23 protein-coding genes and 1 pseudogene are annotated in these 22,711 nt (G+C 38.8%); 9 read left to right on the top strand and 15 right to left on the bottom strand.

Translation table 11 applies throughout. The features are described 5' to 3' along the window. Positions 1-66: 66 nt before the first annotated feature. A pseudogene (locus tag QFZ72_RS21430) lies at positions 67-216 on the bottom strand (DUF4025 domain-containing protein); the annotation flags it as partial. 224 nt (positions 217-440) lie between these two features. On the opposite strand from QFZ72_RS21430, the gene QFZ72_RS21425 reads away from it, so the two are divergent. Beyond that, positions 441-1,628, top strand: a complete 1,188-nt coding sequence (locus tag QFZ72_RS21425) for an MFS transporter (protein ID WP_307439926.1) — start codon at positions 441-443, stop codon at positions 1,626-1,628. A gap of 76 nt (positions 1,629-1,704) precedes the next feature. Here QFZ72_RS21425 and QFZ72_RS21420 read toward each other — a convergent pair whose 3' ends face one another. From QFZ72_RS21420 to QFZ72_RS21410, 3 genes are all read right to left on the bottom strand, one after another. Beyond that, complete coding sequence (locus QFZ72_RS21420) at positions 1,705-2,121, bottom strand: hypothetical protein (RefSeq protein ID WP_307437543.1); 417 nt, start codon at positions 2,119-2,121, stop codon at positions 1,705-1,707. Positions 2,122-2,133: 12 nt separating this feature from the next. Beyond that, positions 2,134-3,498, bottom strand: coding sequence for an amino acid permease (locus QFZ72_RS21415; RefSeq protein WP_307437541.1), 1,365 nt, complete (start codon positions 3,496-3,498; stop codon positions 2,134-2,136). 228 nt (positions 3,499-3,726) lie between these two features. Beyond that, entirely contained in the window at positions 3,727-4,566 is an 840-nt protein-coding gene (locus QFZ72_RS21410; RefSeq protein ID WP_307437537.1) for a manganese catalase, read from the bottom strand. Between the two features lie 139 nt (positions 4,567-4,705). Here QFZ72_RS21410 and QFZ72_RS21405 point away from each other — a divergent pair, with 139 nt between their 5' ends. After that, on the top strand, positions 4,706-4,948 hold the full coding sequence (locus tag QFZ72_RS21405; protein WP_307437534.1) for a hypothetical protein: 243 nt from the start codon (positions 4,706-4,708) through the stop codon (positions 4,946-4,948). Between the two features lie 182 nt (positions 4,949-5,130). Here QFZ72_RS21405 and QFZ72_RS21400 read toward each other — a convergent pair whose 3' ends face one another. The 4 genes from QFZ72_RS21400 to QFZ72_RS21385 all read right to left on the bottom strand — a co-directional run bounded on the left by QFZ72_RS21400 (position 5,131) and on the right by QFZ72_RS21385 (position 8,987). Next, positions 5,131-6,798: a ribonuclease J gene (locus tag QFZ72_RS21400; RefSeq protein ID WP_307439924.1), complete on the bottom strand. Its 1,668-nt coding sequence runs from the start codon at positions 6,796-6,798 to the stop codon at positions 5,131-5,133. Positions 6,799-6,843: 45 nt separating this feature from the next. Then, on the bottom strand, positions 6,844-7,695 hold the full coding sequence (locus QFZ72_RS21395; RefSeq protein ID WP_307437532.1) for a dimethylarginine dimethylaminohydrolase family protein: 852 nt from the start codon (positions 7,693-7,695) through the stop codon (positions 6,844-6,846). Positions 7,696-7,717: 22 nt separating this feature from the next. Beyond that, a complete protein-coding gene (locus tag QFZ72_RS21390) occupies positions 7,718-7,972 on the bottom strand; it encodes a hypothetical protein (protein WP_307437529.1) in 255 nt (84 codons plus the stop codon). Positions 7,973-8,267: 295 nt separating this feature from the next. Beyond that, complete coding sequence (locus QFZ72_RS21385; protein WP_307437526.1) at positions 8,268-8,987, bottom strand: MOSC domain-containing protein; 720 nt, start codon at positions 8,985-8,987, stop codon at positions 8,268-8,270. Between the two features lie 93 nt (positions 8,988-9,080). Here QFZ72_RS21385 and QFZ72_RS21380 point away from each other — a divergent pair, with 93 nt between their 5' ends. Further along, positions 9,081-9,860: a YqcI/YcgG family protein gene (locus QFZ72_RS21380; protein WP_307437525.1), complete on the top strand. Its 780-nt coding sequence runs from the start codon at positions 9,081-9,083 to the stop codon at positions 9,858-9,860. Between the two features lie 7 nt (positions 9,861-9,867). Here QFZ72_RS21380 and QFZ72_RS21375 read toward each other — a convergent pair whose 3' ends face one another. The 3 genes from QFZ72_RS21375 to QFZ72_RS21365 form a co-directional block, all read right to left on the bottom strand. Next, positions 9,868-10,494 carry a LysE family transporter gene (locus QFZ72_RS21375; protein WP_307437522.1) on the bottom strand — a complete coding sequence of 209 codons (627 nt, stop codon included), beginning with the start codon at positions 10,492-10,494 and terminating at the stop codon, positions 9,868-9,870. 279 nt (positions 10,495-10,773) lie between these two features. Next, complete coding sequence (locus tag QFZ72_RS21370; RefSeq protein ID WP_307437513.1) at positions 10,774-10,920, bottom strand: hypothetical protein; 147 nt, start codon at positions 10,918-10,920, stop codon at positions 10,774-10,776. Positions 10,921-11,007: 87 nt separating this feature from the next. Beyond that, positions 11,008-12,135 (bottom strand): 2-methylaconitate cis-trans isomerase PrpF family protein, encoded by a 1,128-nt coding sequence (locus QFZ72_RS21365; protein WP_307437510.1) that lies wholly within the window; start codon positions 12,133-12,135, stop codon positions 11,008-11,010. A gap of 147 nt (positions 12,136-12,282) precedes the next feature. Between QFZ72_RS21365 and QFZ72_RS21360 the strand changes: the two genes are divergently transcribed. Both QFZ72_RS21360 and QFZ72_RS21355 read left to right on the top strand, forming a co-directional pair. Further along, entirely contained in the window at positions 12,283-13,146 is an 864-nt protein-coding gene (locus tag QFZ72_RS21360) for a LysR family transcriptional regulator (RefSeq protein WP_307437508.1), read from the top strand. A gap of 303 nt (positions 13,147-13,449) precedes the next feature. Then, positions 13,450-14,760, top strand: a complete 1,311-nt coding sequence (locus tag QFZ72_RS21355) for a CitMHS family transporter (protein ID WP_307439922.1) — start codon at positions 13,450-13,452, stop codon at positions 14,758-14,760. A 15-nt stretch (positions 14,761-14,775) separates the two neighbouring features. On the opposite strand, the gene yyaC is transcribed toward QFZ72_RS21355, so the two are convergent. Together yyaC and QFZ72_RS21345 are read right to left on the bottom strand one after the other, a co-directional pair. Continuing rightward, positions 14,776-15,369, bottom strand: coding sequence for a spore protease YyaC (gene yyaC, locus QFZ72_RS21350; protein WP_307437506.1), 594 nt, complete (start codon positions 15,367-15,369; stop codon positions 14,776-14,778). Positions 15,370-15,410: 41 nt separating this feature from the next. Further along, positions 15,411-16,526: an AbrB family transcriptional regulator gene (locus QFZ72_RS21345; RefSeq protein ID WP_307437503.1), complete on the bottom strand. Its 1,116-nt coding sequence runs from the start codon at positions 16,524-16,526 to the stop codon at positions 15,411-15,413. Between the two features lie 152 nt (positions 16,527-16,678). Here QFZ72_RS21345 and QFZ72_RS21340 point away from each other — a divergent pair, with 152 nt between their 5' ends. Further along, positions 16,679-17,551: a LysR family transcriptional regulator gene (locus QFZ72_RS21340; protein ID WP_307437501.1), complete on the top strand. Its 873-nt coding sequence runs from the start codon at positions 16,679-16,681 to the stop codon at positions 17,549-17,551. 128 nt (positions 17,552-17,679) lie between these two features. Here QFZ72_RS21340 and QFZ72_RS21335 read toward each other — a convergent pair whose 3' ends face one another. Continuing rightward, positions 17,680-18,255 (bottom strand): DUF2179 domain-containing protein, encoded by a 576-nt coding sequence (locus tag QFZ72_RS21335; protein ID WP_307439920.1) that lies wholly within the window; start codon positions 18,253-18,255, stop codon positions 17,680-17,682. 64 nt (positions 18,256-18,319) lie between these two features. Continuing rightward, entirely contained in the window at positions 18,320-19,171 is an 852-nt protein-coding gene (locus QFZ72_RS21330; protein WP_307437500.1) for an AraC family transcriptional regulator, read from the bottom strand. A gap of 331 nt (positions 19,172-19,502) precedes the next feature. On the opposite strand from QFZ72_RS21330, the gene QFZ72_RS21325 reads away from it, so the two are divergent. The 3 genes from QFZ72_RS21325 to QFZ72_RS21315 all read left to right on the top strand — a co-directional run bounded on the left by QFZ72_RS21325 (position 19,503) and on the right by QFZ72_RS21315 (position 22,682). Then, positions 19,503-20,795: an ABC transporter substrate-binding protein gene (locus QFZ72_RS21325; RefSeq protein WP_307437497.1), complete on the top strand. Its 1,293-nt coding sequence runs from the start codon at positions 19,503-19,505 to the stop codon at positions 20,793-20,795. Positions 20,796-20,886: 91 nt separating this feature from the next. Beyond that, positions 20,887-21,831 (top strand): carbohydrate ABC transporter permease, encoded by a 945-nt coding sequence (locus QFZ72_RS21320; RefSeq protein WP_373464618.1) that lies wholly within the window; start codon positions 20,887-20,889, stop codon positions 21,829-21,831. 26 nt (positions 21,832-21,857) lie between these two features. Then, positions 21,858-22,682, top strand: coding sequence for a carbohydrate ABC transporter permease (locus tag QFZ72_RS21315; RefSeq protein ID WP_307439917.1), 825 nt, complete (start codon positions 21,858-21,860; stop codon positions 22,680-22,682). Positions 22,683-22,711: the final 29 nt, after the last annotated feature.

The raw sequence follows: 22,711 nt of genomic DNA, 5'->3' as shown, positions 1-22,711 counted from the left end.
GGATTTTACACAAATTTATATAAAATAATAAAGGACCAAATGGCCAAGCCATTTGGCCTTTTTAATTTATTCATTCCCTTTAATTTGCTGGTTAATTGTCCCCTCGTAATAATCATCACTGACTTGCTCATGAGTCTCGGCCAGTCCTTTTTCCAATTGTGTTTCACCTTCATAATTAGAAACATCAAATTGCTTTCCTGCAATTTCTGATGATTGTGTGTTTTTCTTCATTCATGCACCTCATTCATGTGTATTTATATATAGAGTGCTCTTATGTCCGTAAAACATTCAAATCATTAAAATAGCCTGTTTGTACATACTTAAGAGAACGAGGAAAATACTAAGAAAGATCTGATCTAACTAACAAGCAGGAGGTCAAAGATTTGGGTGCATCCAGGGTCAGTGAGGAGAACAAACTAAGCAAGTGGTGCATAGTAAGTATGGCTTCTATTCCACTCGTTATGACACTTGGCAATTCAATGCTTATACCTGTTTTGCCGATTTTTGAAAAAGAGGTTGGTATTACTCCTTTTCAGTCAAGTATGGTAATTACCAGTTATTCTATTGCGTCCATTATCCTTATCCCATTTGCAGGATACTTATCTGATCGAATTGGAAGAAAAGCTGTGATATTGCCCAGTCTATTTATTGCACTCATCGGCGGATTAGTGGCAGGATTTGCTTCTTGGAAGTTAAGTGATCCATATATGATGATCATTCTTGGGCGTATTCTTCAGGGGATAGGAGCAGCAGGTGCCTCACCCATAATCCTCCCTTTAGTAGGGGATTTGTATAAAACCGATGATGAAAAGGCAAGTTCATGCCTGGGTGTAGTGGAAACATCCAATACATTTGGAAAAGTGCTCAGTCCAATTATCGGATCATTATTCGCTTCAATCCTATGGTTTGTTCCGTTTTTTTCGATTTCTTTTTTTAGCTTAATTTCCATTCTTCTTGTTTTCTTTTTTGTGAAGGTTCCTAAAAGGAAAGAAAAACCAGCTGCTTTTAAAGAATTTCTTTCAAAAACAAAAAAGACCTTTCATCAAGAGGGAAAATGGCTCTACCTTTTGTTCGCCCTTGGAGCATTTGTTATGCTTATTTTATTCGCTGTATTATTCTTCTTATCAAACCATCTTGAGAAAGTGTATTTACTAAAAGGAATAAAAAAAGGATTCTTATTAGCCATTCCGCTTATGGTTTTATGCACTTCAGCATTTATAACAGGTAAATGTATAAAGGGTGATATGAAAATAATGAGAAGCATCACGATTTTCTGCCTTTTAATTTTATCTTTAAGTGTTCCGTTTATAGGCTACGTTAAATATGATCTATTTTGGCTTTTTTTTGTTACCAGTATCATTGGTATGGCTATTGGGGCTATGCTTCCAACCTTAGATGCAATTGTAACAGAAAATATCGAGAAGGAAGAACGGGGCACGATTACCTCATTTTACAGTTCTGCAAGGTTCATTGGTGTTGCCTTAGGGCCTCCAATTATGACTGCGGTGATAAAAAATTACTTGAACCTGAGTTTTATAATAGCTGGTATGACAGGCATTCTCCTGTTGTGGTTTGTCATAAAAAATTTTAAAGCAAAGCCTGAAAAAAGGAAAATAATTTACTTTTGACTTGCATCTGGTTAAAAGCCGGATGCTATTTATTTTCAAAAAAAAGAAAGAACTCTAAAAAGAGTTCTTTCTCCACTTAAATCAGAGAATCAAATGAAAATGAGTCAATGGATGAAATTTTTCCTCTCCACCAGGACGAAGAAGCATTCATTGCCGGTTGATGATATTTTGCGTTTTTTAGGTGGATATAGGCTGCGGCATCTTCCTCATTGTCTTTTTTATCCGCTTGTTCCTGCTTTTGTTTTAAGTATTCATCTCTTAAGTCACCAAATCGTTTGGCAATAATCTTGGACATTGTATTGTCTTTTAAATGAAGGGAGGATTCCGTGATCCCATCATAATAAGCTCTAGAACCAATTAATATGCCTGTAACGATGGCTCCCTGAATGTTCAGGGTAATCGCTACTTCTATGCCATCATTTTCGGCAAGGGACAGGAACATAAGCAAGACTGCATCTTCTGTAGGAGTCTGTTCTTTTTTTGAATTCCCCATTTTAGTCACTCCTTAATAATATCTAATTTTTGTTTTTTCTAGTTTCCAATATTTTTTCATCTTTAAGCAAATTAAAAAGATAATGAGCACAAATAGCAGACTAATATAAAAACCTGGTCTGACGGCCTTGTCCATTAACGTTCCGCTTACAGCAGCAAAAATCAAAACAATTCCAAGATATGAAGATAGTTTAGTGATCCATTTCGTTTTCAGCAGTTTTAAGGAAGACATAATAATGAAAAACCAATTGTACAGAAGGAGTATTCCTGCTGCAGTAGTTATATACTCGTATATTTTTCCCGGCAGAATCAGAGCTGTTATGATGGATGCAATAAGACCTATTGATGCTAAAGCAAGTGAAGGAATAGGAAGCTGTTTAAATCTCTTGCTTTTCTTAGAAAAAAAAGCTGGAGCATCACCATCTTTGGACAACGTAACAAGAAGGTTCGTTACACCGAAAAGGGAAGCAGTCATAGTAGAAAATCCAGCGGTAATAATTGCTGCATTAAATACATGTGGAAAAAACATAAGGTTATATCCAGTTAAAGCAGTTACAAATGGGCTTTCTTTTTCATGAAAAGAATCAGAGGACACCAGCAATACTGCAAGTGCCAAAGAAATGACATAAACGGCGGTCAGACAGAAGAGCATCACCTTTCCAGCCTTTGGCGCATCTTCCTTCTTTTTCAGCTGTATGGCCATAAGACCAATTACTTCAATTCCTCCATAGGCATAAAAAGCATAAGTCAATGAAGCCCAAAATCCTTTCCATCCATCCTTGAAAAGATCAAATGCTCCAGCAAACACTTCAGGTTTTTGGGGTCCTTTTATGAATCCCATAAGTGCCAGAACTGCCAGAATTATAAACATGATAATCGCAGCAAACTTTAATATGGCAAGAATGTTTTCTGTCTTATCGAACCCTTTGGTGCCTGTTATAACAACCAGGATGGAAAGAATCGCATAGCCAACGGCAAAAATCCATAAAGCTATATTTGGGAACCAAAATTGAGAGAGTATAGATAGGGCAATAAGCTGACTGCCCATAATTAAGATATTGGACGCCCAATAATTCCACCCGCAGCTGAATCCTGCCCATTTGCCGAATGCTTTCCCTGCATAATAACAGAAGGATCCTTCCTGCGGGTCTTTTGCTGTCATCTTTGCCAGAACATTAAAGACAATATATGTACCTATTGATGCCAAGAAAAAAGAAATGACAATGGAGGGACCAGTAATCATAATTCCAATGCTGGATCCAAGGAAATAACCGGTTCCAATGGTGCAGCCGACTCCGATTAAAGATAACTGCCACCATTTTAAATCTCCGCTGCTTGAGCTGCTTTTATTAGAACTGCTTGGAGTGCAGCCGCTCATGTAACCCCTCCTTCACAGTTTTATTGTTCGATATAAAGACATTGAATATGTATTTTAATTTGGAGGTGATAAATGTATTTTATCCGTTAAGCTTAAGCGAGTTTTTAGTTCTTTAAACAAATTAAACAAGCCAGAATTCTGGCTTGTTAAGAAAGGAAATTTGAAAGGTAATGAACCTTTATAATAAAAGTTTTTCCGTTTTTGATTAAAGTGTGCTCCGTGTTATTGTTAATTTTTTACAAGGTGTTTTCCTAAATCATGATGTAAATGATCGGCAGGTATTTTAGGTTTTGGCACTTGTCCTTTAGGTTCCGGATCGGAAACATATACAAAATCCCCGGTTCCATCGGGAGCGCTGCCATTAGCCCAAGGTCCCTTGCCTGATTCTTCTCCTTCTGATAAATTCCAGAATTTGTATGCTTCTTCTTGGGACTCTAATTCTGCTTCAGGAGGGAAAGAAGCAGGTACGACGACACCATTCTTTTCTTCTAGTTCCTGAATGGCAGCCATCCACTGATATTGATGATACCGATCACGGGCAAGCATTTTACGGAACGTTGCACGTACACCTTCATCTTTTGTCATGTGGTATAACCTGGATACTTGAAGTCTGCCTTGAGTCTCAGCATGTAAGTTAGAACGCATATCAGCTAAGAGATTTCCGCTTGCCACGATATATGACCCATTCCATGGTACTCCATTAGAGTTTGTCGGCAAGCCGCCAAGACCGCTTACAAGCAGATGCTGTGGATTTATTCCTCCCATGATGGCAGCCATTGCAGGATCCTCTGCTGCTTTTGCCTGATCTTCAGGAGAGGCACCATCCAATAATTGACTTATCAATGAGCAAAGCATTTCTACATGTCCGATTTCTTCTGTTCCAATATCCATCAGCATGTCCTTATATTTCTCATCACCACGGCAGTTAAATCCTTGAAAGAGGTACTGCATCATAACGGTCATTTCTCCAAATTGTCCACCTAATACTTCTTGAATTTGACGGGCTAGCATTGGGTCCGGGTTGTCTACTTTCACTTCAAATTGCAAATTTTTCTGATGCCGAAACATTTAACTTCCTCCTCCTGATATTTTGATTATTTTTACATTATCTACATACCCTGCAATTCTTTAATGAAACTTTAGAAGAGTCAAAATGAGATGAATTTACTATTATTACTTCTGGTCAATTAGGGATAAGAGGGAGTATATGAATGGGTTTTACCAGACTTTAAAAGTGGCATACTTTAAATGGATAAGGCCGTTTTTGTTTGGAAAAATAATCGTAAATAAACGTAAAGCAGGTGAAGAATTGATTGAAACAAATTCAACAAGATATTGTGAAAACTGCAAAAAAGAAACGCTCCACACAATAACTGAGGATGCTTTAGAAATAAATTATCTATGCATTAATTGTAAGAGAGATGAAAATCTAATAAAAACTTTTTTTTGAATTTATTGTTCTTCAAAAGAAGCTCTAACCTGACTTTTCTTAACATTTAAAAAGACTTCTGTCCTTAAGGATAGAAGTCTTTTTAAAAAAGTTGGATTTACTTGTGTTCATTTCTTTTCAGCATGAGGGATTCATAACTGGTAAGCAACTGACCTTTAAAGAGCAGATCATTTCCTGTTTTATTAAACTTCGATAATGATGGGAAGGATCATAGGTCTTCTCTTGGTTTGGACAAATAAAAAATGTCCAAGTTTTTCTTTTATCTCTTTTTTGATTGCGTTCCATTGGTGGTTTTTCTTTGTTAAAAGGGAATTTACAGTTGCTTTGGTAAGTTGATTAACCTCTTGCAATAACGCTTCAGAATCACGCGCATAAACAAAACCTCGTGATATAGCATCTGGACCGGAAATGATTTTTGCTTCCGTTTTGCTTAAAGTGATTACGATAACAAGCATTCCATCTTCTGAAAGCTGTTTCCTGTCTCTTAAAACGATATTGCCAATATCGCCAATGCCTAAACCATCAACATATACATTGCCTGCTTGTAGTGAACGAGTTTGAACGGCTGTCTGATTCGAAATGTCTACAATATCCCCATTTTTCATTACATACATATTTTCTGCTGCGACACCCACGGATTCAGCCAGTAAACAGTGATGGTGAAGCATTCTGTATTCTCCATGAATAGGGATGAAATATTTAGGTTTCATCAAAGTCAGCATCAGCTTGAGTTCTTCTTGATAGGCATGGCCTGAAACATGCATTCCAGTTGAACTGCCAGACCCGTATATGACAGTTGCTCCTAAGTTAAACAAGTTATCTATAATACGGGAAACGTTTCTTTCATTCCCTGGGATTGGAGAAGATGAAAAAATCACAGTATCTTCAGGCAATACCTCGACATTTCGATAACTTGAGTTTGAAAGTCTGGCGAGAGCAGCCATTGGTTCACCTTGACTTCCAGTACAAAGGATAGCTACCCGCTCAGGAGGCAATTGATTTATTTCATGTGCTTCAATCAGCATGCCATCGGGTATTTGAAGGTATCCTTGATCGATAGCCACGGATACCACATTCACCATACTTCGTCCGAGTAAGGCTAATTTTCTATTCGTTAATTTTGCAGCATTCACGATTTGCTGAACACGATTTACATTTGAAGCAAAAGTAGATATGAAAATTTTTCGATGAGCTTTCATGAAGGCATCTTCTATATGTTCTCCTACGATTTGTTCGGAAGGAGTAAATCCTGGCCTTTCAGCATTTGTGCTTTCTGATAAGAGCAGCAAAACGCCTTCACTGCCTATTTGGGCCATTTTATGTATGTCAGTATGCTGATTATTTACTGGGGTCAAATCAAATTTAAAATCTCCGGTATGGACAACAGTTCCTTCAGGGGTGTTAAAAACTACCCCAAGGCAATCAGGGATGCTGTGATTTGTTTTAAAGAAACTTAATTTTAGAAATTCAAATTCAATTTTTGATTCTGAGTCAATTCTTATCAGTTGTGTATCAGCCAAAAGGTTATGTTCTTTTAACTTAATCTCAATTAATCCTAAAGTAAGCCTGGTCGCATAAATTGGGATGTTCAGCTGTTTTAAAAGATAGGGAATACCCCCGATGTGATCTTCATGTCCATGAGTAACCACTAAACCTTTGATTTTATCTTTGTGCTCTTTAAGGTAAGCAATATCAGGAATGATCAAATCAATTCCCAATAGACTTTCATCGGGAAATTTCAATCCGCAGTCAATGACAACTATTTCATTATCGTACTGTAAGGCATACATGTTTTTACCGATTTCATTTAATCCGCCAAGTGCAAATACTGAAAGCTTTTCACTAGTCATCAAAACAAAAATCCTCCTATGTATATAAACTTTTTTGAGAGAGAATTACGTGATTCGTTTAATTGGCAGCGTGCAGCAGCGGAAAGATCCGCCTGATTTAATAATTTCACTAAAATCAATTTTAATCACATCATACCCACGCTTGCTTAATTGCTTGTTGACTTCTGCGTTTTGAGGTAAACTGATGATTTTTTTATTTCCTATTGAAAGAACGTTTACACCCATAGAAAACTGTTCTTCTTTTGAAACCTCAATTAAGTCAAATCGATTGGCTAAAAGGTTATATTCACTTTCATTGAGGCCATCTTTATAAATAAGGGCCTCTGTATCTGAAATAATATTGAAGATACAATCTAAATGTAAAATTTCTTTTTTAATAGGGATAGGAATGACCGTATAATCCATTAGATGTGATTGGATTTTTTCAATGGCACCGGCTGTTGTCCTTTCACTTAAACCAATATAGACTGTTTTACGGTCAATAATAACATCGCCGCCTTCAGTCTGATCTTCGACAAGGTCAATGTACTTTATTCCAATGGTATTAAGCCATTCTTTTAGAATTCCTTCTTCACCCTGCCTGATTGGCATTTTCATATCCGAAATAAATAAAACCTCTCCTACAGCAAATCCGATATCTCTAGTAAAAACCTGTTCTGGATATTTTTCTTTTGAAGGAAGGATATGAGTCTCGATTCCGTTATTTTTAAGCGCATTGGCAAAAGTTTGATGTTGAATGATTGCTTTTTCCACTTGAATATTTTCTTTATGATATCTTCTTTGAGTCTCATTAATTACCTGACTGATCCTCATAAATCTTGGTTCGCATAGGATTACATTCTTTAAAGAATCATATTCGGAAAAGCAGCTTACTTCTGTTTTATCTTCTTGATGCATTTCATTATCCTCCGAAAAAGTTTTATTGGATGCTCTGCAGGGCAACAAGTGTTTCATTTAAATGCATTAAATGTTCTTTAGCATGATGAACCATAGTTGCCTGTTCTTCATTTTGCAAATCCTGGTGCATAACAATACTTAATTGGTCTTTAGCTAACTTTAAAGCTCTTAAGGCTCTTTGGTATTCTTCGGAGTTAAAATTCATTTGGGCCTCGATCACCGCATTTCTTGCTTGTTCTACAAGCTGCAGCATTTCATCAAAATTAGTATGTTCCATTATCTTTCCTCCAAGAGACGCATGATCATCATTTTGTTTTCATCTTTCATAAAACCAGATTATCGTTGAACAAGTTTAACTGCTTCATACATGATTTTCTGCTGGGGCTTTTGCTTGCAGCACGTTTTCTTTATATTCTGCTCAGGTAACTTAAGACTCATACAGATAAATGAAATCCCTGTTAAGATAAACTTTGGTCTGTTTATTAGTTAAGGGCAATTTTCCACTCAAGATTAAATCATGCTTTTATAGCTGGTCTTAACAAGGCTTTCATTTCTATCGCATCTTGTCGTCATCAACCATCAAGCAATGTGATCATGTCACCGGTTTTGACAGTTCCTTCTTTTAATACAGCAGCATACACACCAAATATATTTTGATTTTCTTTAAAAACTGTTTTTAACATCGTTCGATCAATGATGCCGGAGGAAGGATCAATATTAATGATTGAACAGCGTTCACAGCCTTTTTTAATGACAACTTCCACATCCCCAATTTTCAATCGTTTTCCAACCCAGGTTTGCTCTGAAAAAGGTTTCTTATTATATAAATCTATGACGATATTGGGCCGAAAACGGAGGTGATTTACTTTTTTGTCTAAGACGTGAGAGATGTATTTTATAGAGGCATCAGTCACCAGAAGAATGTTTTCAACTTCGATTGCACCAAAGGGTGTATAAGCGGGATGATGTTTTATGCGGGTCAGCCTTTTTTTATATAATCTCTCAAGCCAATCAAGGAGGGCTGTATCCTCAAAAGCAAAAACCTTCCCCTCTGCTGAGATAACTTCCACAGACGGATAGGCTTCTGGTTGTTCATCACCTTTAAAACGTGCTTTAAAAGTTGTCATTTCAGGCAGTTGTGTTTGAGTTAAATATCTCCCTTCCTCAGTCATGAATCCGTGACTTCGATCTCCATATAATCCATGTCCCAATACATTTACTTTATTCATTTTTTCTCCGTGAAATGATTTTACCGGATACCTTATTATTTCTTTCACATTACCAATTATCATAAGATTTTCACCTTCCTTTTATTTAGCTTTCTTATCTTATACGCGCACCCTTTCCAGTTCCCAAAAATAAAGTGGGGGGAGGAGGGATAATATGTGAAGCTTATATATGATAAAAACTGCCTTTATAAAAACGAAGCAATACTTGAAGACTGGGAACGAAAAGCATTTTATTTATTCTCAGAAAAAATACAAAACAAGGAACTTAAATTTCCTTGTATACCAGCTGCGCAAGGGTTTGCTATGAATCACTTTAGATATGCATTTGTTAAAGATCCGTTTGACATGAACTCACTCTCTGATTTTGCACGCAAGTTTGCCTATTATTCCGAAATCTCTAAAACGACTGGCACATATTCTTCACTTATTGTTTTCTTTAATAACATGCCTGAAACTGATAGATATACGCCGGAGAATTATGAGGCTCTTTTTTGGAAGATATTATCAAGCATAAAGCAGTTCGATGAGGAACAATGGCCAGCAGACATTCCAATAGATCCGGAAAATAAATTCTGGGAGTACTGTTTCGCTGGTGAAAAGTACTTTATGTATTGTGCCACCCCCAGTCATCGCCACAGAAATAGCCGTTTTTTTCCTTACCTCATGTTAGCCATTACACCACGCTGGGTGTTAAATGAATTCGGAAAGAATAAAATCCTCAGCAGCAAAGTGAAAAAGGAGATAAGGAGAAGATTAAACCTATATGATACAATTTCCCCTCATTCAGATTTGAATCAGTATGGGAACGAGGATAATTATGAATGGAAGCAGTATTTCCTGCGGGATGATCAAACCTCACCCAAGTCCTGTCCATTTTCAGGCTATGGGAAAAATGGCATACACTCGGAGTCTAAGAAAAATAGGGATAATCTTTGAGGCTTCATTAAAATAAAATCAGCCATGCTTGATAGCCAAAATAGATTCCAAATCCAATCATCGATAATGATGAGAGGAATGAGATTGCGATCAGAATTTTAGAGTGTAGGAACTTTCTTGCGTAACTTGAGACTGCGGCCATTGTAAAATCCCAGATTAAAATCCCAAAGATGATAGCAGTACTGTATAATAGAAGCTGATTGGCACTGGAACTAGAAACAGTTTTAGCTAAAACTGATCCATAAATTCCCAACCAGAACATAATGGTCAGCGGGTTTGAAACAGACATGACAAATCCTGATAAAAATGAGCTTAAGACCGAATTTTTCAAAGAAGCATCATTCCTGATATGTATTTCTCTTATGCTCAAAAGACTTTCGATACCCGAGTAAATAAGGACAAAGAAACCAAAAATCCAAAGAAACGTTTTCATAAATGAAGAGTCTATAAAATGAATCACACCAAAATATACAAGCATCATATAAAGCAGATCAGCGAGCAACGCTCCTATCCCAAAAATCCATGCATGAAAAAATCCCTTTTTAATACCGCGATTAAGCTGAGCTGCATTTACAGGACCAATAGGTGCTGCAAGAGAAATACCAAGGATCATATAGGTTAAGAAAATGTTCAAAGTGGTGCCCTCCAAATTATTTTTATATGTAAGCATATTCCTAAGGAGAGGCATGTACCACTTTTATTAAAGAATAGGAAAAAGTATTTTTAATGATGAAAATAGTCATTTAAATGATCGCCATTTTTCATCATTCAAAAAAGGCCAAAAAAATTAGCCTAATCTCTTATCTGTTACATGTTTGACATTGGACGAGGTATAGCCTGAGGAGAAACAGAAAAAACGCTCAGAATAATTTCTAAGCGTTTTTTAGTGATTTCCACTGCTATTCAATGCAGTTCAAGCAAAACAAGAATCATTAAAGTAAACAATTTCAGATAGAAACTTGCTGCCTTTTAATTTTTTGAAAACATCTCTGGCTTCTTTTTCTGTGCTGAATTCGTACATTTTAATCGTTTCCTTTAAAAAGAGCGTGATCACCCACATGATATTTCCTCCTTGTTCAGTCGATTTTGTCTTCTTATTAAAACCTATTTCGAGATGGACATATTATGACTAAAAATCGACATCTGGTCAGGCAAGCATTCCGGAAACAGCATAGTTTTTCTTTGTGTAAACGTACCCTTCCAAGATAATTCTCGCTGTTCGAACAACTTTGATGGCACGAATATGGCCAGCGATAATATCCGTCTTTGTCTGCATAATTCCTGCTGGGTGACCTAGGCGAAAAACTTCATTTTGGACAGTTATAAGATCTGATAAGATCGTATCTTTCAGATATGCGCAACATGTTGTACAAATGGCTCCGGTAATGGCAAGGGCCTGATGCGGCTTCTGCATCGACATCATTCTGATTGTGCAATCCATTTCAGAAGCGGATCTTGGCGTTTCAGTTACATCGATGTAATCCAATGGGGGAGCGATAAGGGTCATTTTTGGCACCGCAGGAGATTGTTTTGTTGCCGTTTCTTTGCTTGCAAAACCGCATAACTCAGCTGCTGCTGCTCTGATTTCCTCAAGTTCGGCCAAATTCTCCGGTGTAAATTCGTGGGGAAGCTCAGTTCCGTTGAGACCCACATCTTTTGCATTAACGAAAACGAGCGGATTGGCCACATCAACTATTGAAACCTCAATTGGACCTCTCGATGTTTGAATAACATCTTTTTCGTTTCCAGTCGGAAAAAGCTTTCCAGTTACAGCGCCCTCTGCATTTGTGAAAGAGAGATAGATAGGAGAACCAGTTCCCGGCACACCTGGTATGGAGCACATTCCCTCTGTTTTTACCCGGCCATTTTCTACCTCTACCTCCGCGATGATGATTTTTTGAGTATTGGTATTGAAAATTCTCACCTTGGTAATTGGTTCGATTGCTGGTACAAGTCCCTGCTCAATCGCGTAAGGACCAACTGCCGAGGAAATGTTTCCGCAATTTCCTTTAAAATCAACCAATTGATTTTCAATGCTGATTTGGGCAAAGGTGTATTCTACATCAATCTCTTCTAAATTTGCCTTTTTGATGATTGCCGCTTTACTGGTTAATGAATTTGCTCCGCCAAGCCCGTCAATTTGCCTGCGGTCAGGGCTTCCCATAATGTCGAGTAAAAACTCATCCCAAAGCAATCGATCAGCCGGCATATCTTCAAAGTTCAGAAAGACTCCTTTACTTGTTCCTCCGCGCATCAGGACGACAGGCACTTTCATCGCGCATAACCACCTTTTCCTATTCATTTTCAAAAAGTACCGTTGCTTTTAAAAATATAGTATGATAGAGATAATCATAAGTAAAATAGATAATTTATTAGTGAAATACATAAAAAAACTTATAATCAAAGATCGGAGCTGAATGGAATGGATGAAAAAGACTGGATCGCTTTACGGATTTTAAGCGAAGAAAAAAATATCAGCCGGGCATCAGAACGTCTGTATATTTCTCAGCCTGCGCTGACATATAGACTGAAAAACCTGGAAGAAGAGTTCGGAACCCGTTTGTTTTTTAAAATTAAAGGGGGAATAGAGTTCACATCAGAAGGACTGCACTTAGCAGCGTACGCTGAAGAAATGATCAAAAATCTGCAGAAAACGAAAGATTACATGCTGAACATGCAAAATGATGTAAGGGGAACTCTCAGGCTTGGTGTTTCAAGCAACTTTGCACAATATAAGCTTCCCAAACTATTAAAAGGCTTTTCTACCGAGCATCCTAATGTGCAATTCAGCGTGAACACTGGCTGGAGTACGGAGATTATGAGCCTTCTGGATTCTTCAAGTGTTCAGCTGGGCATTTTGAGGGGAAATTATGACTGGTATGGGACGAAAACGCTTCTCCATAAGGAAAGGCTGTGTCTGATTTCGAAAAAAGAAATCAATATGGACCGGCTGCCACAGCTGCCGTTTATTCAATATAAAACAGATAGTTCCCTTAAAAATCTGATAAACGGGTGGTGGAACGACCGCTTTTCAGAGCCGCCATTTGTGACGATGGAAACAGACAGGCAGGAAACGTGCAAGGAGATGGTGAAAAATGATTTAGGAATTGCGATTCTGCCTGAAATTTGCCTGCAGCCATCTGATAATCTATATACATATGGTTTGTCCTATAAAAATGGGGAACCTGTCTTAAGAAATACATGGCTTATGTATAATCAGGATTCCTTGCAGCTGTCTACTGTTAAGCATTTTATTGACTTTTTAAATAATCATCCTGATATTTGAGGAAAGGAGAACTTTCCTCTTTCTTATTGAGATAAAAAATATAAAGAGCTGCGCATTGATGTCTAGCTTCATCCCAACTCCCTCAAAAAAGTAAAAACCTGTCTTTTCTGCCGGATTCTTATCTGTTTGCAGGAGCTAAACAGTTGCATCTGTATTTCTCATTATAAGTTTTTTTAAAAGAATAATTAAAAAAATATATATTTTACTTATTTCCTTGTTTCTAATAATCTTAAAATATGCAATATTGCGAATTATAATAAGAGTTATTTGAAAGCGGTTACTTACTACAAGGAGGGGATGAAGATACTTACTTTTTTAGGAATTTCAATGGTGGCGGTCTTTACCTATTTGATTATGGCAAAGCGGTTATCTCCTGTTACGGCCCTGGTCATTGTGCCAATTGTTTTTGCTCTGATTGGCGGTTTCGGGTTAGAGCTTGGGGAGATGATGATGGAAGGCTTGAAGGTAGTAGCCCCTTCAGCAGCTTTACTCCTGTTTGCGATCTTGTTTTTTGGTATCTTAATAGACGCGGGATTGTTTGATCCCCTTATTCATAAAATGATGAAATTGGTGAAAGGCGATCCAGTGAAAATAGCGATAGGAACCGCTGTGATCGCGATGATTGTTGCGCTTGACGGAGACGGGACAACGACACACATGATTACCATTTCGGCTATGCTTGCGCTCTACCTCCGAATAGGCATGAATACACTTATACTTGCTACGATTTCGATGCTGTCTGTCAGTATCATGAGCGGCATGACGCCGTGGGGAGGGCCGGCGACAAGAGCAGTTGCTTCTTTAGGCTTGGATGCAAATGAATTCTTTCTGCCTATGCTTCCGACAATGCTTTCAGGAATGGGATGTATTCTATTTATCGCCTTTGTTCTTGGGAAAAAGGAGCGGACTCGAATAGGAATTATTCAAATGGAAGAAGTGTCGAAGGAATCAATGGCGCTGAGTGAGGCTGCCGCCGCTTATACGCTGCAGGATGATGTCAAACGGCCAAAACTAAGATGGGTAAACCTGGTATTAACTCTCACGGTGATGGTGATCCTGGTCATGGGCATTCTCCCGGTTCCAATTCTGTTTTTAATCGGTACAGTGCTTGCCGCAATGATCAACTATCCGAATTTAGAGCAGCAGAAGGAACGAATTCTTTCACATGCAGGAAATGCTTTAACAGTTGTCATCCTTGTGTTCGCGGCGGGTATCTTTTCAGGGATTTTTTCGGGAACAAAAATGGTCGATGCCATTTCAAATTCATTGGTAGCCATCATTCCGGAATCTGTTGGTTCTTTTTTCCCGCTGGTTGTGGCGCTGACAAGTATGCCGTTTACATTCGTGCTTTCAAATGATGCTTATTACTTTGGTGTATTGCCGATTCTTGCTGAGGCAGGAGCTGCTTATGGAGTAAGTCCTTTGGAGATTGCGAGAGCTTCTGTTTTAGGCCAGCCCGTACATTTTCTGAGTCCGCTTGTTGCTTCAACACTTTTGCTTGTTGGTATGGTCAAAACCGATCTTGGCGAATTTCAGCGCTATGCCTTTAAGTGGACTCTTCTATGCTCACTTGTCATCATTATTGCTGCTTTTATAACTGGTGCTATTACTTAAAAGGAGAGGAGCCTGCTAAATGCCAGGCTCCGTTTCTTTTTGCGCGGCAACTGAAATGATCCCGACAATGATCTTCGCCAGGTTCATGATCGTATAAAGACGTGTATCATTTAAAAATTGTGAAGCCGGCAGCGGATCGATATAATTCACGATCCCTTTGAAATGGTAGTCTCCTACCTCCGGAAGCATTTTTTCAAGAGCTTTTCCCGGCGCAAGAGGGCCCTTATTAAAACTAACAGAACCGACTTGATCCTGATCGCCGAGGCATGCATCTATGCTGATGATGAGAGGTTTCTTAAATGGTTTTTGAATCTTTTTAAGGATTCCTTTCAAATTAAACGCATGAACCGGTTCTTCCAAAGTTCCGTATACACGATAGGGTATCTCACTTTCCAACAGCATTGTTCCGACTAATGGTCCTAATGAATCGCCGACATAACGGTCTGAACCAATGCATAAGAAAACAATCTCCTGATTCTCCCGTTCAGCATGCTGGAAAATTTCATTTAATTTCAGGGCTGCATATTCAATTTCTTTTTCTTCTGTTTTACTCTTGGATTTTACATAAAAAGCAGGTTCTTCTGTCTTTTCATTATAAAAAAGATTCACTGTTGTCCCCCCAATCGGCTCTGTTCATTATAACCTGAAAATTATGCAGAAGCCCGCGATTGCTTCTTCTTCTTACATTCTAAAACATGTAAGAATCGAAAGAAAGGAGGGATGATCATACAGACAGCTACTACCCTCAGCACTTGAACCGCTGCGACAAATGCAGAGTCGGCATGAAACACGACCGCAGCCGTTGTCATTTCTGCAATGCCGCCCGGGGCAAATGCAAGCACCGAGGTGATGAATGGCAAATCAGTTGCAGCTGAAACAAGATAAGCACATAGAAACATAGAGAGCACAAGCCCCGTAGTACTTAAGAATGAAACAAACAAGGTTTCCTTCAACCCGATGAACATTTTCTTATGAAAACGGGAGCCGATGCTTGCCCCGATAAATATTTGCGAAAGAATCATAAATTCAGGCGGCCACCAGGCTGTGAGATCATACCCGGCTGTAAAGCTGAAAGACTTTGCCATGGCAACGCATATCATTGTCCCGATCAGCCATGGGGCAGGAAATTTCAATAATTTAAATAAGTAAGAGCCGAGTAATGCGGCAAGTATGAAGACAACAGTCCCTGACAACTCGTTGAATTCAAACGTTGAAACGGCAGGAGAAACCGAGTGCTCAACCGGGGTGCCAATCCACATAAAGAGCAGAATTGGGATGGAGAGGACGACAATGAATATGCGCATGGTCTGAATGATGCTTACCATACCAGTGTTCGCGCCTGCTTCATCTGCCATACCAGGCATGGCGGACAAGCCCCCGGGCGCAGAGGCGAAAAAACTGGTCAGCATATCAAGTCTGCTGTATTTCCATAAAATTAGGCCTGAGAGCATAGCAAAGAAAAGAGAAAGAAGCAGCATCATCACAACAATCAGCCAATTCTCTTTAAAAATATAAAAAACAGAATCATTTAATTTCATGCCCAGTTCAATCCCTAAAATACCCTGCCCAATTAATAGCCAGTGCACCGGAATACCTGTTTGGGGCATTTTCAGCCATTTCGGACTCATGATGGAGAGTAAAGCAGCCATCAGCAGTGTTCCAATCATCCAGCCGACCGGAACGCCTGTTAAGGAAATAAGAAATCCACAAGCCCCGCAAACTGCCATAAAGAAGACACATTGAAAAAAAACGCTGTTTTCTTTCATTCAAGCTCCTTCTTTCCATGATTTAAAGCGGTGAACAGACACTATCACCAACTTATTAACCCAAATATAGTATACTTTTAGATATAAATAAAATATTAAATTATTATTCTTATCCATAAATAAATTTGATGTCTAATAGGGAGGAAATGAGGATGGATGAACGGGATTGGCTGGTTTTACAAACGCTTTACCGAGAAAAAAACATCACAAAGGCCGCTCAGTATTTATATATTTCACAGCCCGCATTGACGAATCGCCTGCAGCAGCTTGAAAAGGAATTCGGCGTGACCATCGTGCACAGAGGAAGGCGCGGCGTTCAATTTACTCCACAAGGCGAATATTTGGCGAAATGTGCACATGATATGCTGTCAGCCATTCAAAAAATAAAAGAAAATGTCCTGAATATGGAGGATAACACTGTTGGAACATTAAGGCTTGGTGTATCTAACTTTTTCACAGATTATAAGCTTCCTAATCTATTAAAATTATTTAAAGAGCAGTACCCGAATGTGGAATTCAAGGTAACGACCGCATTCAGCAGCGAGATTGCCCACTTAATTTACACCGGCGATGTTCACATCGGGTTTGTCAGGGGAGATTACGGCTGGAAAGGGCAAAAGCGTCCGTTGTTTGAAGAAACCTTGTGCATTGCTTCAAAAGAAGAAATAGATATCTCAAAACTCCCCGAACTGCCGAGAATTGATTATCATACAGACCCTCTTTTGAAAACAGCCGTAGATCATTGGTGGTCTGAACATTTCACTCAGCCTCCATTAATAAGTATAGAAGTGGATAAAGCTGATACGTGCAAAAAAATGGTTGTAAACGGATTAGGCTATGCCATCTTGCCGAGTATGATCTTAAGTGATGTGGATGACCTGCACAAAATTGTGATCGAAACAGTTGATGGAAAGCCTATCATGCGTAAAACATGGATGTTTTTTCACGAGGAATCCCTGCAGCTGAATATTGTGAAGGCATTTGTGGATTTTATCGAGAATTTGGATTTGGAGAATGGGATTTAGGCGCTTGCAGCATAAAAATGGTCTCCACCTTGAAAAAGTGCTTCAAAGAGGTGGAATGAAAACTAGACATCAATGAGGAAAATTTTAACCTTTCTTTACTCTAAAAAATAAGCTGATGTGGATTCACATCAGCCTTTTTCAGTATAGGACTCAGTTGGTCCTTTTATTTTTTTCTTGTTAAACATACTCTGTCTTTTCTTCATCGACTTCGTCAAATAACCGCCTTTAAACGAACGGATTTCATAGGACATCATGAAAGCAGCTGGCTCTCTTACCTGAATAATTTCGAGCAATTCCTCTTCGCGTGACCGCTTTGAAACGATGTCTAAACGATAGCGGGTGGAATTGATGCCCTGTCCTTCAAACGAAGTAACGCCGAAACCTGCATTTCTTAAATCATTCACAAGCTCCGTATTTCTCTCCGGAATATTTACTTGATACGTTATATAGCCAATGGCCAGTTTCTTCTCCAATAATCCGCCGAGGAGCAAACCAATACTGAACCCAACGACATAAGCGATAATGTTATAAAAGTTTGATAGATCCTGAAAGACAATCCCTAAGCTGATGATGTAGATAATCGCTTCCAATAAACCGACACCAGCTGCTGATTTTGTTTGATTTTTTACAAGAAGAATGGTTCTCATCGTGAGGACCGGGACAAAAATCAGCTGCAGTAAAAAGATCAACAACGCTTGAAGCATCATGTATAAAAACTCCTTCTTCCTAACATAGGGAAAGCTTAACATATTTCGTATTTCGATGGAATTAGTTTTTCTGCTTCCTGCTCAACTTTCCTCTATAGACACCTGGTGTAACGCCATATTTCTTTTTAAAAGCTCTAATAAAATAGTTTGTTTCCATCCCCAGTCTTTCAGCTATTTCATGAACATGCCATTCTGGTTCTTCTTCCAGCAAAAAAATAGCTTTCTCAAAACGTATTTTATTTAAATATTGATAAGGTGTCAGACCGTACATTTTGCGGAAAATTCTGGTGAAATGCTGTGGTGTAAAGCCGGCAAGACTTGATAAGCTTGCCATTTCCAGAGGTTCGTCGTAATGTTCGTGAAGCAGATTTACGATTTTGCGAATGTTTTCGTGAGGTGAATGTTTTGCGCTGTTTATATGGCTTTCGCTGTTCGTCTCTTCCAGCTTTCTCAGCTCCAGCAGGAAAGAGTAAAGGCTGACGGATGCATTCATTACTGCATCATTCTCATTTTTCTTTGCAATTTCCCACAGTTTTTCAACATATGACCAAAGAGATGAAAATGATTTTACTGTCATCACTTTCGGCTGTTTAAGTCCTATATTCTCAAGGATTGGATTTACCGAATTTCCCTCAAACCCAATAAACCCTAATTGCCAGGGCGACTTTGTTAATGGAAAATATTCATGCGCCACTCCGGCAGGTAAAACAAGGACATGCCCCGCCTTTAATTCAAGCTCGCCAAGCCCAAATATTCGAAATACCCCCGTGCCCTTTTTATTCAAGAAGACTTGATTCACGGGAAATCCGACTGGCCTGTTCATGTACACCTGATGCTCCCATCCAATTGAGTACAAAGTCAAAGGTATTCCTTTGTTATCCCCTCTCGTATTAAGAAAATGAATTGGCAGCATGGCTACTCCCTCCGTATGTTCAAAATATCCTATTTATTCGTTTGTTTTGTCCTATAGATTTGTGAAATATTCTATTATGATAAATATAACTAAAGATTAGAAATATTTAAATAATTAAAAAGATGTCAATGAGAAGTCGTCGATTCAGTCAATGTGCCTATTATCGGCTATTACGAAGGGAGGAACATGTACAACTGAAGAAACAATTGAACTCTCTTTCATGTGTGCTTTCAAGGAAATAGCTGAAGAGTCTCAGCTTGTTTGCAGCGAAATGAAAGCGCTTTTAAAAGGTGCTGCTTGATTCTTATTAGTTCATGAAAGAAGTGTAATTATGACTACTTCAAAAGGAATGATTGCAATGAAGTCAAGGAAGGTTTCAGGAATCGTCATAATCCTTTTTATGTTTTGCGCCCTGATCGGATGTACAAAGCCTGTAAGTATGGAAGATGCAGCCGCTGATAGCAAGGTTCAGCTTACTATATGGTATTACAATCGATCGATCGATGATGAACTTTTGGCAAGAGTTCAGGAGCAGTTCCCTCATGTTATATTGAAAACCCAAAAAATTGACGGTGCCACTTACAAAACAAAGCTTCAAACTACATTGATTGCAAAAAACGGAGCACCGGATATTGTTGCAATGAACGATTGGGTTTCTGAGTTTTTGCCTTATCATGATGAGTTTGTAAATCTATTAGATTTTGAAGGTGAAGAGATAAAAGACCAATTTTTGGACTGGAAGTGGAATCAGGCGTTAACACCAGATAAAAAGCATTTAATTGCTCTTCCGATGGACATTGGTCCAACCGCTTTATTCTATCGGGAAGATTTATTTAAAGAAGCTGGGCTTCCAACCGACCCGGCTGCTGTATCTGCGCATCTTTCAACCTGGGATGATTATATAAAAGCTGGGGAACAAATGAAAGCTAAAACCGGAGTCTACATGTTTGATACGATTAATAGAGTGTTCACCCAGCTCACAAGTCAAAGGAAAGATATTTTCTTCAATAAATCTGATCAATTTATAGGGGATGGTCCATCTATTAAAGAAGATTGGGAATATGGAGTGGAAATCCATAAAAAAGGATTAAGCGCCAACTTAGAAAATGGATCTGAATGGAGCGCCGGAATGAACAATGGAAAAGTGGCTTCATTTGTTGGCGCTTCCTGGGAAAAATTAATTCTAGAGGACGCTGCTCCTGATACCGCAGGAAAGTGGCGGGTTGCAAGGGTACCAGGCGGAGGCGGGAACAATGGAGGTTCATTTTTAGGTGTTTTAAAAAGCTCAAAGCATCCTAAAGAGGCATTTGAGGTTATCAAGTGGCTGATGAATCCTGAAAATCAGCTTCAATCCTATTTGAAAATGGATTTATTCCCTTCAACACCCAGCATATTTGATGAACCGGAAATGATTGAGGAAGAATCGTTTTTTGGCGGCCAAAAAACGGTGGAGGTCTTTAGCGAAGGAGCTCAAGATGTTCCTGTAGCGTACTATGGTCCTGAGCATTCTACAGCTAGAGCCGCTTTCGATGAACAATTGTTATTGATAGCAAGACAAAATAAAAATCCCGACATAGCGTGGAGCGATGCATTAGAAAAAATAAAAAGGGAACTTTCACATTAATGATCGGTCTGGAATTATTTAGCTTTCTTCATGCAATGGACTGAAGGCTTCTCCAGCAGAATAAAGGAGGTCTTGAAAGGTGGATGCCCAAATGAAAATTGAAAAAACGGAAGCACTTGCACACCCAGCCGTTCAGTTACCTAAAAGCAGCATCTGGCATGATATTTATAAAAATAAAGTATTGTATCTCTTTATATCGCCATTTTATCTTCTCTTTTTAGCATTTGGTTTGTTTCCTGTACTCTTTTCTTTATTTCTGTCATTTCAAAGCTGGGCCGGAATTGGAGAAATGGAGTTTGTCGGGCTGGTCCAATTCCAGTATTTAATAACGGATCCTGTTTTTTGGAAGGCAATTGGAAATACCTTTATTATTTGGTTTTTATCAACCATTCCCATGCTGTTTGGCGCATTGTGTATTGCGTTTTTGCTGAATGTACCCATGCTCAGATTCAAGGGATTCTACAGAACCGCTTTTTTCTTAACGAATGTTACATCTATCGTAGCGGTTACCATTATCTTTAAATCTATATTTGGAAATCAATATGGTCTCCTCAATTATATATTAACCGTGATCGGTCTTGAGCCTGTTCAATGGATGAACTCTGGCATTCTAGTCAAAATTGTGATTGCTTCCATGGTTGTCTGGCGATGGGCAGGTTATAACGCCATTATCTACCTTGCAGGCCTTCAAAGTATTCCAAATACACTTTACGAAGCTGCAAAAATAGATGGTGCGAGTTCTTATCAAATGTTTTTTCATATCACGATTCCCATGCTTCGACCTATTATCCTGTTTACGGTTTTAATGACAACAATAGGATCCATGCAGCTGTTCACTGAGCCGCAAGTTTTGCTTGGAGATTCGGGCGGCGTTGGAGAATCGGGCTTAACAATTGCTTTGTACATGTATCAGCAAGGGTTTATCAAGCATGAGTTTGGATATGCAGCAGCCATTTCATGGGCACTATTTCTAATCATTGCTCTTTTTTCATTATTCAACTGGAAAGTTGTTCAGAAGACTGGCGTGAAATCCTAGAAGGGAGAATCAATCTAATGAACCGAATGAAGGCACGGTTAAATAAAATGATCCTGCATCTTATCTTATTAATAGGTGTTTTCATTTCTATCTTTCCTTTTTACTGGCTTGTCGTTATGGCTTCAAATAAAACGGGCGACATTCTTGCGTTTCCTCCTAAACTGACACTTGGCAATGAGCTTTTTGCAAATATCGGTAAGATCCTCGAGAATGTGGACTTCTTTCAGGCTTTTTTAAACACCTTATTTGTGGCTGGAGCATCAACAGCTGGCATCTTATTCTTTTGTTCACTTTCAGGATTTACGTTCGCAAAGTTCATGTTTCCCGGAAAAAGAATATTGTTCGGGGGCCTGCTGGTCACACTGATGATTCCTTCGCAGCTTTCATTTATTCCATCTTTTCTTATGGTTGCGGAAATAGGCTGGGCCAGTACGTTTAAAGCGCTGATCATCCCGGGCATCGCCAGTGCTTTTGGGATCTTTTGGATCAAGCAGTTTGCTGAGGAAGCTATCCACGATAGTTTGCTTGATGCGGGAAGACTCGATGGCTGCAGTCCCTTCAGGCTATATTGGCACATTGCTCTGCCAATCTTGAGACCGGCGCTTGCATTTCTGGGTATTTTCTCTTTTATTGGCAGCTGGAATGACTATTTATGGCCGCTTGTGGCTTTAAATGATCCTGAAAAATTCACGCTGCAAGTTGCTTTATCGCAGTTAAATGGGATATACACAACAGATTACGGGATGATTATGGCAGGTACATTAATGGCCACTCTCCCATTAATCATCTTCTTCATTTTTGTAAGCCGTCAATTTATCTCTGGCATAACAGCTGGTGCCATAAAAGATTAATAGAATTGCCTTAAAGGAGGTGGGGCCTT

Origin of the sequence: Bacillus sp. V2I10, from assembly GCF_030817055.1 — a bacterium.
Lineage (GTDB): Bacteria > Bacillota > Bacilli > Bacillales > Bacillaceae > Bacillus_P.
The sequence above is the reverse complement of the archived record's forward strand: the minus strand, read 5'-3'. Positions and strand labels throughout refer to the sequence as shown.